Source organism: Pseudomonas sp. TMP9 (assembly GCF_037943105.1).
Classification (GTDB): domain Bacteria; phylum Pseudomonadota; class Gammaproteobacteria; order Pseudomonadales; family Pseudomonadaceae; genus Aquipseudomonas.
Genome location: NZ_CP149803.1, coordinates 815,000 through 829,335, shown reverse-complemented (window position 1 = coordinate 829,335; position 14,336 = coordinate 815,000). Strand labels below are relative to the sequence as shown.

General features: G+C 59.0%; 10 protein-coding genes. 5 read left to right on the top strand and 5 right to left on the bottom strand.

The window, feature by feature from the left end:
* Positions 1 to 205: 205 nt before the first annotated feature.
* The gene (locus tag WF513_RS03955) at positions 206 to 1,729 is read left to right on the top strand and encodes a fumarate hydratase (protein WP_339081655.1); all 1,524 of its coding nucleotides are present in this window, start codon (positions 206 to 208) and stop codon (positions 1,727 to 1,729) included.
* A 56-nt stretch (positions 1,730 to 1,785) separates the two neighbouring features.
* On the opposite strand, the gene WF513_RS03950 is transcribed toward WF513_RS03955, so the two are convergent.
* Genes WF513_RS03950 through WF513_RS03940 form a run of 3 tightly spaced genes read right to left on the bottom strand, consistent with a single transcriptional unit; the run spans position 1,786 to position 4,972 of the window.
* A complete protein-coding gene (locus WF513_RS03950) occupies positions 1,786 to 2,160 on the bottom strand; it encodes a hypothetical protein (protein WP_339081653.1) in 375 nt (124 codons plus the stop codon).
* 59 nt (positions 2,161 to 2,219) lie between these two features.
* On the bottom strand, positions 2,220 to 2,963 hold the full coding sequence (locus tag WF513_RS03945; protein WP_339081652.1) for a phosphatase PAP2 family protein: 744 nt from the start codon (positions 2,961 to 2,963) through the stop codon (positions 2,220 to 2,222).
* 50 nt (positions 2,964 to 3,013) lie between these two features.
* On the bottom strand, positions 3,014 to 4,972 hold the full coding sequence (locus tag WF513_RS03940; RefSeq protein ID WP_339081650.1) for a sulfatase-like hydrolase/transferase: 1,959 nt from the start codon (positions 4,970 to 4,972) through the stop codon (positions 3,014 to 3,016).
* Between the two features lie 108 nt (positions 4,973 to 5,080).
* Here WF513_RS03940 and WF513_RS03935 point away from each other — a divergent pair, with 108 nt between their 5' ends.
* A complete protein-coding gene (locus tag WF513_RS03935; protein ID WP_339081648.1) occupies positions 5,081 to 5,764 on the top strand; it encodes a response regulator transcription factor in 684 nt (227 codons plus the stop codon).
* Positions 5,754 to 7,046: a HAMP domain-containing sensor histidine kinase gene (locus WF513_RS03930; protein WP_339081646.1), complete on the top strand. Its 1,293-nt coding sequence runs from the start codon at positions 5,754 to 5,756 to the stop codon at positions 7,044 to 7,046. Before WF513_RS03935 ends, WF513_RS03930 begins: the two co-directional genes overlap by 11 nt.
* A 33-nt stretch (positions 7,047 to 7,079) precedes the next feature.
* Here WF513_RS03930 and WF513_RS03925 read toward each other — a convergent pair whose 3' ends face one another.
* A complete protein-coding gene (locus WF513_RS03925) occupies positions 7,080 to 9,284 on the bottom strand; it encodes an OsmC domain/YcaO domain-containing protein (protein ID WP_339081644.1) in 2,205 nt (734 codons plus the stop codon).
* A gap of 73 nt (positions 9,285 to 9,357) precedes the next feature.
* On the bottom strand, positions 9,358 to 10,230 hold the full coding sequence (locus WF513_RS03920; RefSeq protein ID WP_339081642.1) for a LysR family transcriptional regulator: 873 nt from the start codon (positions 10,228 to 10,230) through the stop codon (positions 9,358 to 9,360).
* Between the two features lie 103 nt (positions 10,231 to 10,333).
* Between WF513_RS03920 and WF513_RS03915 the strand changes: the two genes are divergently transcribed.
* Entirely contained in the window at positions 10,334 to 11,875 is a 1,542-nt protein-coding gene (locus WF513_RS03915; protein ID WP_339081641.1) for an NADH-quinone oxidoreductase subunit L, read from the top strand.
* Entirely contained in the window at positions 11,872 to 14,322 is a 2,451-nt protein-coding gene (locus WF513_RS03910; protein WP_339081640.1) for a DUF2309 domain-containing protein, read from the top strand. The genes WF513_RS03915 and WF513_RS03910 overlap by 4 nt, the downstream gene beginning before the upstream one ends.
* Positions 14,323 to 14,336: the final 14 nt, after the last annotated feature.

The following is a 14,336-nucleotide window of genomic DNA, read 5'->3' as shown; positions in this document are numbered from 1 at the left end:
TCCTAAATTCCTAGCCAATTAGTCGGCGTCATTAACCAATCGACTACCATAGTCGCGACCTGACACGGTGTCCGGCTAACCGTCTGCGCGCTATACTTCGACGCCTTTTTATCTAGCGCTATAGCCTAGATAAGCCTGCGCCGGGCTTGCCCAGCGTTATACGAAATCCCGCCCTACTCCTACCTATACCAAGGGAGCGCATAGCATGACCGTGATCAAGCAAGATGACCTGATTCAGAGCGTCGCCGACGCCTTGCAGTTCATCTCCTATTACCATCCCGTGGACTTTATCCAGGCCATGCATGAGGCCTACCTGCGAGAAGAGTCGCCAGCTGCGCGCGATGCCATGGCGCAGATCTTGATCAACTCACGCATGTGCGCCACCGGCCACCGGCCGATCTGCCAAGACACCGGCATCGTCACCGTGTTTGTTCGTGTGGGCATGGATGTGCGCTGGGATGGCGCGACCATGAGCGTCGACGACATGATCAACGAAGGGGTGCGCCGCGCTTACAACCTGCCGGAAAACGTCCTGCGCGCTTCGATCCTAGCCGACCCGGCCGGTGCTCGGAGAAACACCAAAGACAACACCCCGGCCGTCATCCATTACTCGCTGGTGCCAGGCAACAAGTTGTCGGTGGATGTCGCGGCTAAAGGCGGCGGCTCGGAAAACAAATCGAAGATGGCCATGCTCAACCCGTCTGACTCCATCGTCGACTGGGTGCTGAAAACCGTGCCGACCATGGGCGCTGGCTGGTGCCCGCCCGGCATGCTTGGCATTGGTATTGGTGGCACCGCAGAAAAAGCCGCCGTGATGGCCAAAGAAGTGTTGATGGACTCCATCGACATCCATGAACTGAAAGCCCGTGGCCCGCAGAATAAGCTTGAAGAAATGCGTTTAGAGCTGTTTGAGAAGGTCAACCAGCTGGGCATCGGTGCCCAAGGCTTGGGCGGCCTGACCACCGTACTCGATGTAAAGATCATGGATTACCCGACCCACGCCGCCAGCCTGCCGGTGTGCATGATCCCCAACTGCGCCGCCACCCGTCACGCACACTTCGTACTTGATGGCTCGGGACCTGCCGAGTTGGAAGCACCCGATCTGAGCGCCTATCCGGAAATCGTCTGGGAAGCCGGCCCAAGCGCACGCCGGGTCAACCTCGACACCCTGACCCCGGACGATGTGCAGAGCTGGAAGCCCGGCGAAACGGTGCTGCTCAACGGCAAAATGCTCACCGGTCGCGATGCTGCGCACAAACGCATGGTCGACATGCTCAATAAAGGTGAGCAACTGCCATTCGACCTTAAAGGCCGCTTTATTTACTACGTCGGCCCGGTCGACCCGGTACGTGATGAAGTGGTTGGCCCAGCCGGCCCGACCACCGCCACACGGATGGACAAATTCACTCGGCAGATTCTCGAAAGCACCGGCCTACTCGGCATGATCGGTAAGTCTGAGCGCGGCCCGATTGCCATCGAAGCAATCAAAGACAATAAAGCCGTGTACCTGATGGCAGTTGGTGGCGCGGCTTACTTGGTGGCCCAGGCGATCAAAAAATCTCGCGTGGTAGCGTTTGCCGAATTGGGCATGGAAGCCATCTACGAGTTCGACGTGAAAGACATGCCGGTGACTGTAGCCGTAGATACTAAAGGCGAGTCTGTGCACATCACCGGCCCAGCCATCTGGAACAAAAAGATCCACGACAGTTTGGCAGTCGAAATCAAGTAAGCGTCACCGCGTTAACACAAACCCGGCCGCGTGCCGGGTTTGTTGTTTTAGCATCCTTATTGACGCCGCAACGCTTGAGCCATGGCCTGATCAACATGCGTGCGCCACTCACGATCGCGCCAGTCATCTTCATGCCATTCACGCTCGAGGGCGCTTTGTTGGGTGGCCTGGCATTGGCCAAAACCATCGTCCCAGCCCTGTGCATACAACGGCGCAGTGAGGTAACGCGGCACATCCTTGCGAAAGCCATCAAGCCCGCCTGCAGCCTGCCGACCACTGCTGCAGCCCGCCTCAAACCCATCGATAAAGGCCGGCGGGTAACCCTCTGCCTGCATCCATTCACGGGTGCTTTGGCAACCGCTGACCAGCAGCGCCAATAAACTAAGCGCGGCGATCTTCAGCCACGTATGCGCAGCCAGATGCAGGCGCATCACAACTCAAGACGCACGGCAAAACCATAACTGGGCACAGTTAAGCAGGTTGCCATGGGCTAGCCCTCTTGAGGTTTAAGCACAAGTTGCCCGGCAGGCTGCGCCAAGGGCGCACGGTAGAGTATCCAGCGGTAGCACAGCAGGCAGATCGTCCAGTCGAGGAGCAGCGTCCACAGGTTGTGCGACAAAAAATGCGCGCCCTGCATCATTCGCCCCAACGAAAACGCTGCACCCAGCCCTAGCGCGAACAGCAATGCGGCACGTGCACTGCGCGGACGTTTGTCACGCAGCAAGAAAAACAGCGCCAGTAAGGAAAACCCCGATGAGGCATGACCGCCCGGCCAGCAGCGCCCGGGATGTGCCGTCGGCGCGCGCTCGCTTAGCAGCGGGCTAAACTGTTCTGCGCCACCAAACTCAGTCAAGCTCCACGGGCACTGCACCGCGGTGAGTGCCTTCAACGGCGTAACAATGCTGGTCGACACCCCCAGCGCCAGCACCAGAAAACCTAACGAGCGGCGCCACACCCTGAACCGGCTCGGCAGCAAGCTGATGGCAAAACCGATAATCGCTAGCACGCCGAACAGGATAACCAGCTGCTTGGCCCTGTCGTGCAGGATGTCTTCCAGCCAAAAATTATGCTTACCGATAAAGCCCTCGCCCGGCTGGTAGAACAGCTGTTCAATGGCGAAATCTAAGCCGCTGGGGTCGAGCAGCAGGAGCAGCGCCATCAGCACAACGGGTACGCCCAGGCCCAGACGAAAATCAAAATAACGTGACAGCTCACTAGACCGATTGGCCAGCATAAGGAGGCTCCAGCCAAGGCATTGCCGCGCAATGCCTGCAAGGTTGAGGGTTAACGCGTGCTCAGTTGCGTATCCGGCACTAACGCCGGCCGCCAGGCAATCAGCTGCTTCTGGAAGGCATAGCTGGCGCCCTGGTAATAGGCGATATTGCGCCGCAGCAGGCCATCACGGGTGTCCACGGCCAGCTCATGGCTTAGGCCCAATGCATCATCATGGCGGCGCATGTCTTTGCGTGGGCTCAGAATCGCCAGACTGCTGCCGTCAAATAACCCCAGGTGCTGGTAGTTACCCAACAGGGCACGCCCGGGCGCACGGTCATCACGCAACACATTGCGGCCGAAGAAGGTCGACACATAATCCATATTCAGCAAGCCCAACAGCGTAGGCGCCAGGTCAATCTGGCTGACCACCTCGGTAAACTCACGCGCCTGGATGTGCTCAGGGGCGAAGATAAACAGCGGAATGTGGTAGTTGGCCACCGGCAGGTCTTCCTTGCCAGCACTGCCTGCCGTGTGATCCGCGACAAAGATAAACACTGTTTGCTTGAACCAGGGCTTCTCCCGCGCCTGAGCGAGGAACTGGCCAATGGCATAGTCGGTGTACTTCACCGCCCCTTCACGGCCATCACCCGAAGGGATGTCGATGCGCCCTTCTGGGTAGGTGTAGGGGCGGTGATTAGAGGTGGTCATTAATTGCAGAAAAAATGGCTCGCCCGCCGCGTGATCGGCATCGGCAACTTTTAATGTTTGCGTGTAAAGATCCTCATCAGACATGCCCCAAGCGTTCTGGAACACCATATCCGCTTCAGCCACGCTGCTCTGGTCGACGATGCGATAGCCATTACCGCTGAAGAAGGCATTCATGTTGTCGAAGTAGCCGCGCCCGCCATAAATAAACACGCTGTCATACCCTTGCGCGCTGAACTGCTGCCCCAGGCTGCCGTAACCCGACTCGCGACCGATGCGCTTGACGATGGAGCGGCCTGGGGTGGGCGGAATCGACAGGGTGATGGCCTCCAGACCACGATCCGTGCGGGTGCCGGTGGCGTAGAAGTCACTGAAGCTCAAGCTCTGCGTGCGTAACTGATCCAAGTTTGGCGTCAGGCCGCGGCTGTCACCGAAACTGCCCAGGTACTTGGCACTGAGGCTTTCGATGGTCACCAGTATCACGTTTAAGCGCTTGCTCTGGCCGGGGTTGTCGACAGTGCGGCGAATATCCTGCGGGTCTTTACCCATAAAGTGGGTATTCGGTTCACTGACCTCCTGGCGCAGCAAGCTGGCCACCTCAGGCTCAGGCAGGGTGGCGTAGAACTGCGGGTAATCCAGTTCGTTGTTACGAAAGGCGGCAAAGAACTGGAACGGCCCATTACTTGCCAACTCACGCTGGTAGGCGTTGCCCCCTGTGCCGCGTGGCGCATCCTGGCCAATCAATGCGCTGCTCAACCCGGCCAACAGCAAAACCCCCAATACGCTGAGCAACGCTGACGCAGGCCGCAAGCGCGGGGCATCCAACGCTGCCTGCACAGGTTTACGCAACAGCGCCGTGGCGGTGATTGCCACGATTGCCAGCAGCGCCAACAGTGGATAAATCGGGTACGACTCAAGGATGTTGTTAATCACCTCTTCGGAGTACACCAAGTAATCCACGGCGATAAAGTTAAAGCGCACCCCGAACTCATCCCAGAACAGCCACTCCGCCACGGCGGTAAACAGCATCACGAACAGGCTGACCGCAACTACGCCCAACAATAGCTGTTTATGCCAGCGCATTTGCCACAGGCGACGCGGGCACAGCAGCAGGTACAGGGCCATAGGCAAACTGGCGTAAAGCAAAAAGCTCAGGTCATACACCAGGCCCACGCCATACACGCTGAGCAGTTGCCCGGCAGCGACGTTAGCGTCAGCCAAATGGCTAGCCAGTAAGGCGCTGCGGGTCAGGAAAAACACCGCCAACCACGCCAGGAGGATGATCGACAAATAACGAAGTTGCGCGAAGTGGAGCTGAGGCATCGTATGATCCTACTGGGATGAACGTGCCGCAGTGTGGAATGGCCTGTGTGAGGCGCTTGTCAAAACGATGTGAAAAAAACGTTAACGCGCAAAAGAGAACAGCAGCCCATGCGTATTCTGGTCATTGAAGACAACCGCGATATTTTGGCCAACATACTCGACTACTTGCAGCTCAAAGGCTTCACCGTTGACTGCGCGCAGGACGGTTTGAGCGGCCTGCATTTGGCCAGCACCGGCCACTACGACCTGATCGTGCTGGACATCATGCTGCCAGGCATTGACGGCTATCAGGTGTGCAAACGCCTGCGCGAAGATGGCCACAATGAAGTGCCCATTCTGATGTTGACCGCGCGCGACGCTCTAGACGACCGCTTGCAGGGCCTAAATGTTGGCGCCGACGACTACTTGATCAAGCCTTTCGCACTGTCCGAATTAGTGGCGCGGATTGAGGCAATACTGCGCCGCAGCCAAGGCAGCCGCAAACGCCAACTGAAAGTCGCCGATCTGCTCTATGACCTCGACACCCTGCATGTCAGCCGCGCAGGCCAGGCGCTCAAGCTCAACCCTATTGGCCTCAAGCTGTTGGCCGTGCTGATGCAGAAAAGCCCAGCGGTGATCCGCCGCGAAGCCCTGGAAGAAGCGCTTTGGGGCGATGACAGCCCCGACAGTGACAGCCTGCGCAGCCATATCCATCAACTGCGTCAGGTCTTGGATAAACCCTTCGCCACACCGCTGCTGCACACCTTGCATGGCGTCGGTTATCGCCTGGCGGAGCATGCCCATGGTGTCTAAGCAGCCGTTCTCCCGGCGCATCCTGATTGCCTTTGTGCTGATGACCGTGCTGGTCAGCGGCCTGTTCTCCCTGAGCATCGTGGCGGTGGTGCACGTCATTGAAGAGCACCTGGTGTCCGAGGAACTCAACCGCGAGCTCAACACGGTGCTGCATGAAGATATTAAACATGGCATCAGTCCGCGCTTGGACACCAGCACACGTTTTTTTGCCTCTGACCTACCCGACTATCCAATCCCCGAGCAATACGCCGGCTTGCCGGAGGGCTTTAACGAGGTGGTTGAAGGAGACAGGGCGTTTTACGTATTTGTCCAAGAAATTAACGGCAACACCTATCAACTGGTGCAAGAGCAACATGAGTTCGAAGCCCGTGAACAGGCGTTATACAGCGTGGTACTGGCCGGTTTTCTGCTGACCGTTGTCGGCGCGTGGGGGTTGGGGTTGGTGATGGCGCGTAAGGTCATGGCACCCATCAGCCGGCTGGCGCAGCAAGTGCGTCACCGTGACCAACTGCACACGCTGGCACCGCCGTTGGCGCCGGATTATCCCGATGATGAAATTGGCCAACTGGCCGCCGCCTTCGACAGCACCTTGGGCCAAGTGCGGCAGTCACTAGAGCGCGAGCGCCTGTTCACCAGCGACGTCAGCCATGAACTGCGCACACCGCTAATGGTCATCGCCAGCTCGTGTGAGCTGCTCGCCGAAGCCACCTTATTACCCCGCGAACGCGAGCAACTGCAACGCATTGCCAGAGCCAGCGAGGAGATGCGCGAGCTGGTGCAAACCTTTCTGCAACTGGCCAGAGGCAAGACTAATGAGACAGCATTTGTCGCCGACAGCAGCCTCGCCCAAGTCGCCAGCGAGCAGATTGAGCGCTGGGAACCGATGTTCAAGGACAAAGGCCTAGCCTTCCAGTGCCAGCAAGAAGGCAGCGACAGTGGTCTCTATAACCCTACGTTCCTCGGCACCGTAATGGCCAATCTGCTGCGCAACGCCTTGCACTACACCGAACACGGCTTCGTCCGCTTGGTGCTGGAGGACGGCGGCTTTCGCGTGGAAGACAGCGGCTCGGGTATTCCCTTGGCGCAGCACGAGCAAATTTTCCAACCCTTTGTGCGCGGTAACCAGGCGCGCGGCGAAGGCCTTGGTTTGGGCCTGTCACTGGTCAAGCGGATCTGCGCGAAACAAGGCTGGGGCATTTCAGTGCACAGCCAAGCCGCTGGCGGCACCTGCTTCAACGTGACGTTTACCCAGGCCGCTGAAGAGGTGCTCACAAGCCTTTAGCCTGACTGCAAAAGCTCAGCGTGCCCGGCCACCTTAGCTGGACAACCCTGCTGCTGCTGCCCGCGCCTTGTGCAGCTTTTTGTAGCTGTCGATGAGGCGCTGATGCCTGTCCAAACCTTCGAGCTTCATGCTGGTAGGCGTGAGGCCGAAAAAGCGCACGCTTCCGTCCATTGAGCCCATGACGGCCTCCATCCGCTGAGCACCGAACATGCGGCGCAAGTTAACCTGGTAATCAGCAAACTCCAGCTCGTCGTCCAGTTGCACTTCCAGTGCCACATTTAAGGCCTGATAGAACAAGCCGCGCTCGACCGTGTTGTCGTTGAACTGCAGGAAGGTTTCCACCAGCTCTTTGCATTCGTCGTAATGCTGCAAAGCCAGATGGATCAGCAGCTTCAATTCCAAAATAGTTAGCTGGCCCCACACCGTGTTGTCATCAAATTCGATACCAATCAGGGTGCTGATGTCGGTGTAATCATCCAATTCGCTTTCTTCTAGGCGCTCGACCAATGCGTGCAGGTTTTTATCGTCGAGGCTATGCAGGTTTAAAATATCTTCGCGGAAAAACAACGCTTTGTTGGTGTTGTCCCAGATCAGATCATCCACCAGGTAAATTTCGGAGTAACCCGGCACCAGGATGCGACACGCCGTGGCGCCCAAATCCTGATACACCGCCATGTACACCTCTTTGCCCATTGCCTCGAGAATGCCGAACAAGGTCGCTGCTTCCTCCTCGTTGGAGCTTTCCCCGTGGCCGGAGAAGTCCCACTCGACAAAGTCAAAATCTGCTTTGGCGCTGAAGAAGCGCCACGACACAACACCGCTGGAATCAATAAAGTGCTCAACAAAGTTATTCGGCTCAGTCAGTGCGTGGCTTTCAAACGTGGGCTGAGGTAAATCATTGAGGCCCTCAAAACTGCGGCCTTGGAGCAATTCGGTAAGGCTTCGCTCCAACGCGACTTCAAAGCTTGGGTGAGCGCCGAACGAGGCAAATACCCCGCCCGTTCGCGGGTTCATCAGGGTCACGCACATCACCGGGAACTCTCCGCCCAGCGAGGCATCCTTGACCAACACGGGGAAGCCCTGTTCTTCCAGCCCCTGAATACCGGCAACAATGCCCGGGTATTTAGCCAGCACTTCATTCGGCACATCAGGCAGGGCCAATTCGCCTTCGAGAATCTCGCGTTTAACCGCGCGCTCAAAAATCTCTGACAAACACTGCACCTGCGCCTCGGCTAAGGTGTTACCGGCGCTCATGCCATTGCTGAGGTAGAGGTTTTCAATCAGGTTGGAGGGGAAATACACCACTTCACCGTCCGACTGACGCACATACGGCAGCGAACAGATGCCACGCTCAATATTGCCTGAGTTGGTGTCATACAGGTGCGAGCCGCGCAGCTCACCATCGGCGTTATAAATTTCGCGGCAGTGCTGATCAAGAATTTCAGCCGGCAGCGCATCGTTGCGCCCAGGCTTAAACCAGCGCTCATTGGGGTAATGCACGAACGCCGCGTGGGCGATGTCTTCACCCCAGAACTGATCGTTGTAGAAGAAATTGCAATTGAGTCGCTCAATAAATTCGCCCAGCGCCGAGGCCAGCGCCGCTTCTTTGGTCGCGCCCTTACCGTTGGTAAAGCACAGGGGCGAATGCGCGTCGCGGGTGTGCAGCGACCAGACGTTGGGCACGATATTGCGCCATGAGGCGATTTCAATCTTCATGCCGAGGTTGGCCAAAATGGCTGACATCGTGGCGATGGTTTGTTCCAGCGGCAGGTCCTTGCCTACGATAAAGGTGCTCGCCTGTGGGTCGCCACTGAGCATCAGCAAGGCTTGAGCGTCGTCATCCAGGCTTGCCACTTCTTCGATGACAAACTCAGGCCCCGCTTGCACCACCTTTTTGACCGTGCAGCGATCGATGGAGCGCAGAATGCCTTGGCGGTCTTTTTCAGAGATCTCCGCCGGCAGCTCAACTTGGATTTTGAAGACTTGGTTGTAGCGGTTTTCGGGATCAACGATGTTGTTCTGGGACAAGCGAATGTTGTCGGTGGGGATATCGCGTGTGTCGCAGTACAACTTCACAAAGTAGGCCGCGCACAACGCCGATGAGGCCAGAAAGTAATCGAACGGGCCGGGGGCTGAACCATCGCCTTTATAACGGATGGGTTGATCAGCCACTACCGTGAAGTCGTCAAATTTGGCTTCAAGACGAAGGTTGTCGAGAAAGTTAACCTTAATTTCCATGGGGGATTACCCTAATTCCGAGCTAAACGTTATGGCCGCTATTATCGGCTTAATCTGAGGATGAGCGGGCGTTTCAATGAGCGCTTAATAGCTCATCAAGTATCCCTAAGTTGAAATGCCGCTGCTGGGTCACCGCAAAAAACTGCTCAGCAATCTCGGGGATCTCGGCATAAAGCTCCAGCACGCCAGCCTGTAATTCATCCTGGACCACCACCGCCGGCAGCAGCGCCACGTCACCGGAGTCGCGCGCCAGCAGACGCAGCATGGCCATGTCATCGACCTCGGCGCAGATGGTTGGGCTAACCCCATGGCTGTCGCAGAACAGCTCGAATTGGCTGCGAATATCACTGCTGCGCCCCGGTACGATCAGACGTAATTGCTGCAAATCACGGCGCAGGTCAAACGCTAGCTGGCCCATGCGCGGCGGGCCGACCAGGCACACGGACTGACGGTCCAGCAGCCGACAACGCCAAGAGCGCTGGGCATCCGAGCTAACGGGTGTGTTACTCAGAACAATATCCAGCTTGTGCAGCGCCAGTTGCTCCAGCAACTCGCCCAAACTGCCTGACTCCAAAGTGAGGCGCACATCGCGGCGGCCTAAAAAAGGTCGCAGCAGGTTCTCTTGGAAGTTTCGTGAAAGGGTCGCCACTGCGCCAATGCGCAGCTGCTGGTTGGCTTGTTGGGCGCCTTGCAGGGTCATTTGCAGCTCGTTGCCCAGAGCGAAAATACTTTCGGCGTAATCCAAGGCCAAGCGACCCGCTTCGGTGAGCAATAGGTTACGGCCTGAGCGGATAAACAAGGCGTAGCCGAGCTGGTCTTCGAGCGCGCGGATCTGCGTGGACAGGGCTGATTGCGCGACATGCAAGGACTGCGCAGCGCGGGTCAGGTTGCCTTCTTTGGCCACGGCCCAGAAGTAATGCAAGTGGTGAAAGTTCAGTCGGCGCACAGTCCGTTCTCTTAAAAATATCATTAAGTTCTATTCAATCTATTTTGAATAAAAAAGCAACTGCTAGAGACTGAACATATCGATCACCCGCAGAGGCTCTTTTATGCCATTTCCGCTCCCCGACCTGAGCACCTTGCTCCCCTGGCTCTACCTGCTGGCCACGCTGCCTGTGCTGTTTAGCCGCGCGACCACGCCAGCGGATCATCTCTGGTGGCCGGCACGACTGGCCGGTTATGCAGGTTTTGCGCTGGTGCTAGCTGCGCTCCTTCAGGCGCTGCTGGACGGGCGTGATAACGACCGGCTGGGCCTGGCCATGGCCACGTTGGTCAGCCTGCTGGCATTGGTGATCATCGATTTCTCGCAGCGTTACTTAAATGGCGAGCCGGGGCAGCGCCGCTACGTACTCGCACTGCTCGGCACGTTGGCAGCGGTGGCCTGGGTGGTTACCAGCAGTGATCTTTACGTGTTGGTTGGCGCTTGGATCATCTCCAGCTTGTGCCTGCACCAACTGCTGACCTTCTACCGCGACCGACCCATGGCTCAGGTGGTGGCACATAAAAAATTCCTCGCCAGCCGTTTGGCTGATCTCTGCTTAGTCGCGGCGACTCTTTTGCTGGTGCGTGCCGCTGGCGATAGCTCGATTGCAGTGATCCTCAATGAAGTCGCTCAGCGCCTGCAAACCAGCGGCGCCTTGGGCTGGGACCTGCAACTGGCGACGGTGCTACTGGTGTTGGCGGTGATTCTCAAATCCGCTCAGCTGCCGGTGCACGGCTGGTTGATCCAAGTGATGGAAGCACCGACGCCGGTCTCAGCCCTGCTGCACGCCGGCTTGGTCAACCTCGGCGGCTTTGTCCTGCTGCGTTTTGCCCCGCTGCTTTCCGCCGCACCCACCGCGCAAACCCTGCTGGTTGTGGTCGGTGGCTTGACGGCGGTACTAGCCGGGCTGGTGATGATGACCCGTATCAGCATCAAGGTGCGTCTGGCGTGGTCCACCTGCGCGCAGATGGGCTTGATGCTGCTGCAGTGCGGCCTGGGCCTGTATGAGTTGGCCTTGATCCACCTGCTCGCTCACTCGCTGTACAAGGCCTATGCCTTCCTCGGCGCCGGCGATACGGTTGCCCAGGTACGCCGGCACATGCTGCAGCCACGCAGTGCGCCCGCAAGCTTAAAGCTCGCCCTGCTGGCGCTGGTTGTGGCGGCTGTTTGGCTGACGCTGCTGCACAGCCTTTGGAGCCTGCTGCTGCCAGCGCATCCGTTACCGCTGCTGGCCTTGGTTATTCTGGCCATCGGTCTTGCACCGTGGTGCATGCGCCTGAGTGGCGCGCTGCACAGCGTGGGCATGCTCACACTGTTGCTGGGCTGCTACTTGCTTTGGCACTTGGCCGCCGCGCAGGTGCTGGGCACCCGCCCTGCACCGAGTGATCTGCAGCAGTACCTGGGTGGGTTCGCACTGCTGCTGTTTGTCGGCCTGTATGCGCTGCAAGCCTTGATCATCGCCCAACCGCAGTGCGTGCTCGCCCGGCGGCTGTACCCCTTGGCGTTTGCCGGTTTTTATCTGGATGAACACTTTACCCGCCTGACTTTCCGCCTGTGGCCGCTACCCCGGCCACAGCACGCCACGTCTGCAACTGGAGAAAGCCTGTGACCGCGCTCAACACTATCGCCAGCATTGATAAGGCGGCTCTGCACGACATCGCCCGGCAAGCCTGCGAACGTATCGCACCGACTTGGCCGTTGGATCGCATGATTGCCGTCAACCCACTGTGGGAACGGCGCGACCAACCCTGGGCCACCGTGGCCGATCAGCTCTGGCGCCGCGCCGGCAGCCGCTTGACCCTCACGGCGGCGGACTATCGCTTGGCCTGGCAAGACGGGCAGATCAGCGAACACCACCTAAGCTTGGCCCTGGCTGAAACGTCGCACGATTGGACGCCCGCGCAGTTACTGCAGTTTCTCGATCAACCTGTCGCCAGTGCCCACGGCCTGCCGCTGCTGGAAGACATGGCCAAGGCCGAGATGACGGTACCCGGCTGGCCAGCCTTGATTACCCAGCAAATTGGCCAATGCTGCGCCGCGTGGTTTGACCAGGAGCAGTCCAACTGGCGCCCAGCCTCGCACACGGGCCTCTACCAAGCGTGGCGCGAGTCGATGCTACAAGACCGCGGCTTAAGCGTGCTGAGTGCCTGCCGCACGCTGGGTGAGCGGATCGCTGAGCTGCCGCCTGAGCCGCAGGCGGCCCTTGAGGTGGCGGTGCAGCGCCTGGGTCTGGCCGAAGATGAATTGGCCGAGTGGTTTGATTGCTTGCTGCTGCGCAGTCTCGGCTGGGCCTCTTGGTGCGCCTACCAGCGCTGGCAAGCACGCTTAGAAGGCGCTGATGATCCAATCCTGCTGGAACTGCTGGCCATTCGTGCGGCGTGGGAATGCGTGGTCGACGACCGTCAGCGTGATGCCGGCAGCCCCTGGAATGCGTGGCGTGGCGCATGGCAAGCCGCCCATGTGCAAGCCCCAACTGCAGAGTGGCAGGCTTTGCAACTGTGGCAGCGCGCCGAAGAGCTGGCCTGGCAGGCGCAACTGCAAGGCATGCTGCAAAATCCGGCCCAGCCGGTGGTGGAAACTGCACAGATCGCACGGGTGTATTTTTGCATTGATGTGCGCTCCGAGGTGCTGCGCCGCGCCCTTGAAGAGGTTTGCCCACAGGTGCAAACGGGCGGCTTCGCCGGCTTCTTTGGCCTGCCAATCGCCTACACCCCGCTGGGTACGCAAGCTACACGCCCGCAATTACCAGGACTGCTGGCAGCGCAACTAACCGTAACGGACAGCAGCGGCGATGCCACCCGTGATACAGCCTTGGCCAGCCAACGTACTGTGCGCCTAGAGCGCGCCGGGCGCTGGCAGCTGTTTGAACGCTTGCCCGCCTCGACCTTTACCTTGGTTGAAGCGCTGGGGCTGGGTTATGCCGGCGCACTGCTGGGGCGCGTTGGCGGCCTATTGGCCCGCCCGTCCGCACCAGATCGCAGTGCTTTTCGGCCAAGCGAATGGCAGCAGTTAAAGCCTGCGCTACCGGTAATAGCGCTTGAGCAGCGAGCGAACGTGGCCGCGAAGATTTTGCGTGCCATGAGCCTAACCCACGACTTCCCGCCACTGATCGTGCTACTGGGGCATGGCAGCCAAAGCGCCAACAACCCACAAGCCGCCGGGTTGGATTGCGGTGCTTGTTGCGGCCAGAGCGGCGAGATCAACGCCCGCTTGCTGGCTGATCTGCTCAATGATGCGCACGTGCGCAGCGCCTTGGTCCACGAAGGCATCGACCTGCCAGCGGAGTGCCGGGTGCTGGCTGGGCTGCACAACACCACCACCGATGAAATTCAGGTGTTTGCCAGCGAGTCGCTGCCGCCTCTTTTGCAGCCCGCTTGGCGCACGCTACGCCAAGCCCTCGACGACGCCGGCGAACGTGCTCGGGGCGAGCGTGCGGCACTTTTAGGCCTGTCGCACCTGAGCGAAAAGCCGACAAAACTGCTGACCAGCTTGCGCCGGCGTGCCGCTGACTGGGCGCAAACGCGGCCAGAGTGGGGCCTGGCTGGCAATGCCGCGTTTATTGCCGCGCCGCGCTCGCGTACCCGTGGGCAAAACTTACAAGGCCGCTCCTTCCTGCATGACTACGACTGGCAGCAGGATGCCGGGGGCCAGGTGCTGGAATTGATCATGACCGCGCCCATGGTGGTAGCGAACTGGATCAACCTGCAGTACCTGACTTCCACCACCGACAACCTGAAGTTTGGCAGCGGCAACAAGGTGCTGCACAACGTGGTTGGCGGCCATATCGGCGTCTTCGAGGGCAACGGCGGCGATCTGCGTATCGGCTTGGCGCACCAGTCGCTGCATGACGGTCAGCGTTGGGTACATCGGCCACTGCGCCTGAGCGTGGTGATCCAAGCGCCGCAACGCATGATTGATAAAGTGATCGCCGAACATGCAGCCGTTCGTGATCTGGTGATGAACGGCTGGCTTTACTTGCTGCGCATTGACAGTGACTGCAACGACACCCTGGAGCAGCGCACTGCCGAGGGCTGGCAGCCGCTGTTAGCAGGTTGAGGCAACAAGGCCGC

What these genes read in the sequence shown, in the direction of transcription:
- WF513_RS03945 (WP_339081652.1), bottom strand. Translation starts at nt 2,963, where the DNA reads ATGCTGGCCAATCGGTCTAGTGAGCTGTCACGTTATTTTGATTTTCGT.
- WF513_RS03930 (WP_339081646.1), top strand. Translation starts at nt 5,754, where the DNA reads ATGGTGTCTAAGCAGCCGTTCTCCCGGCGCATCCTGATTGCCTTTGTG.
- WF513_RS03915 (WP_339081641.1), top strand. Translation starts at nt 10,334, where the DNA reads ATGCCATTTCCGCTCCCCGACCTGAGCACCTTGCTCCCCTGGCTCTAC.
- WF513_RS03955 (WP_339081655.1), top strand. Translation starts at nt 206, where the DNA reads ATGACCGTGATCAAGCAAGATGACCTGATTCAGAGCGTCGCCGACGCC.
- WF513_RS03940 (WP_339081650.1), bottom strand. Translation starts at nt 4,972, where the DNA reads ATGCCTCAGCTCCACTTCGCGCAACTTCGTTATTTGTCGATCATCCTC.
- WF513_RS03935 (WP_339081648.1), top strand. Translation starts at nt 5,081, where the DNA reads ATGCGTATTCTGGTCATTGAAGACAACCGCGATATTTTGGCCAACATA.
- WF513_RS03925 (WP_339081644.1), bottom strand. Translation starts at nt 9,284, where the DNA reads ATGGAAATTAAGGTTAACTTTCTCGACAACCTTCGTCTTGAAGCCAAA.
- WF513_RS03950 (WP_339081653.1), bottom strand. Translation starts at nt 2,160, where the DNA reads ATGCGCCTGCATCTGGCTGCGCATACGTGGCTGAAGATCGCCGCGCTT.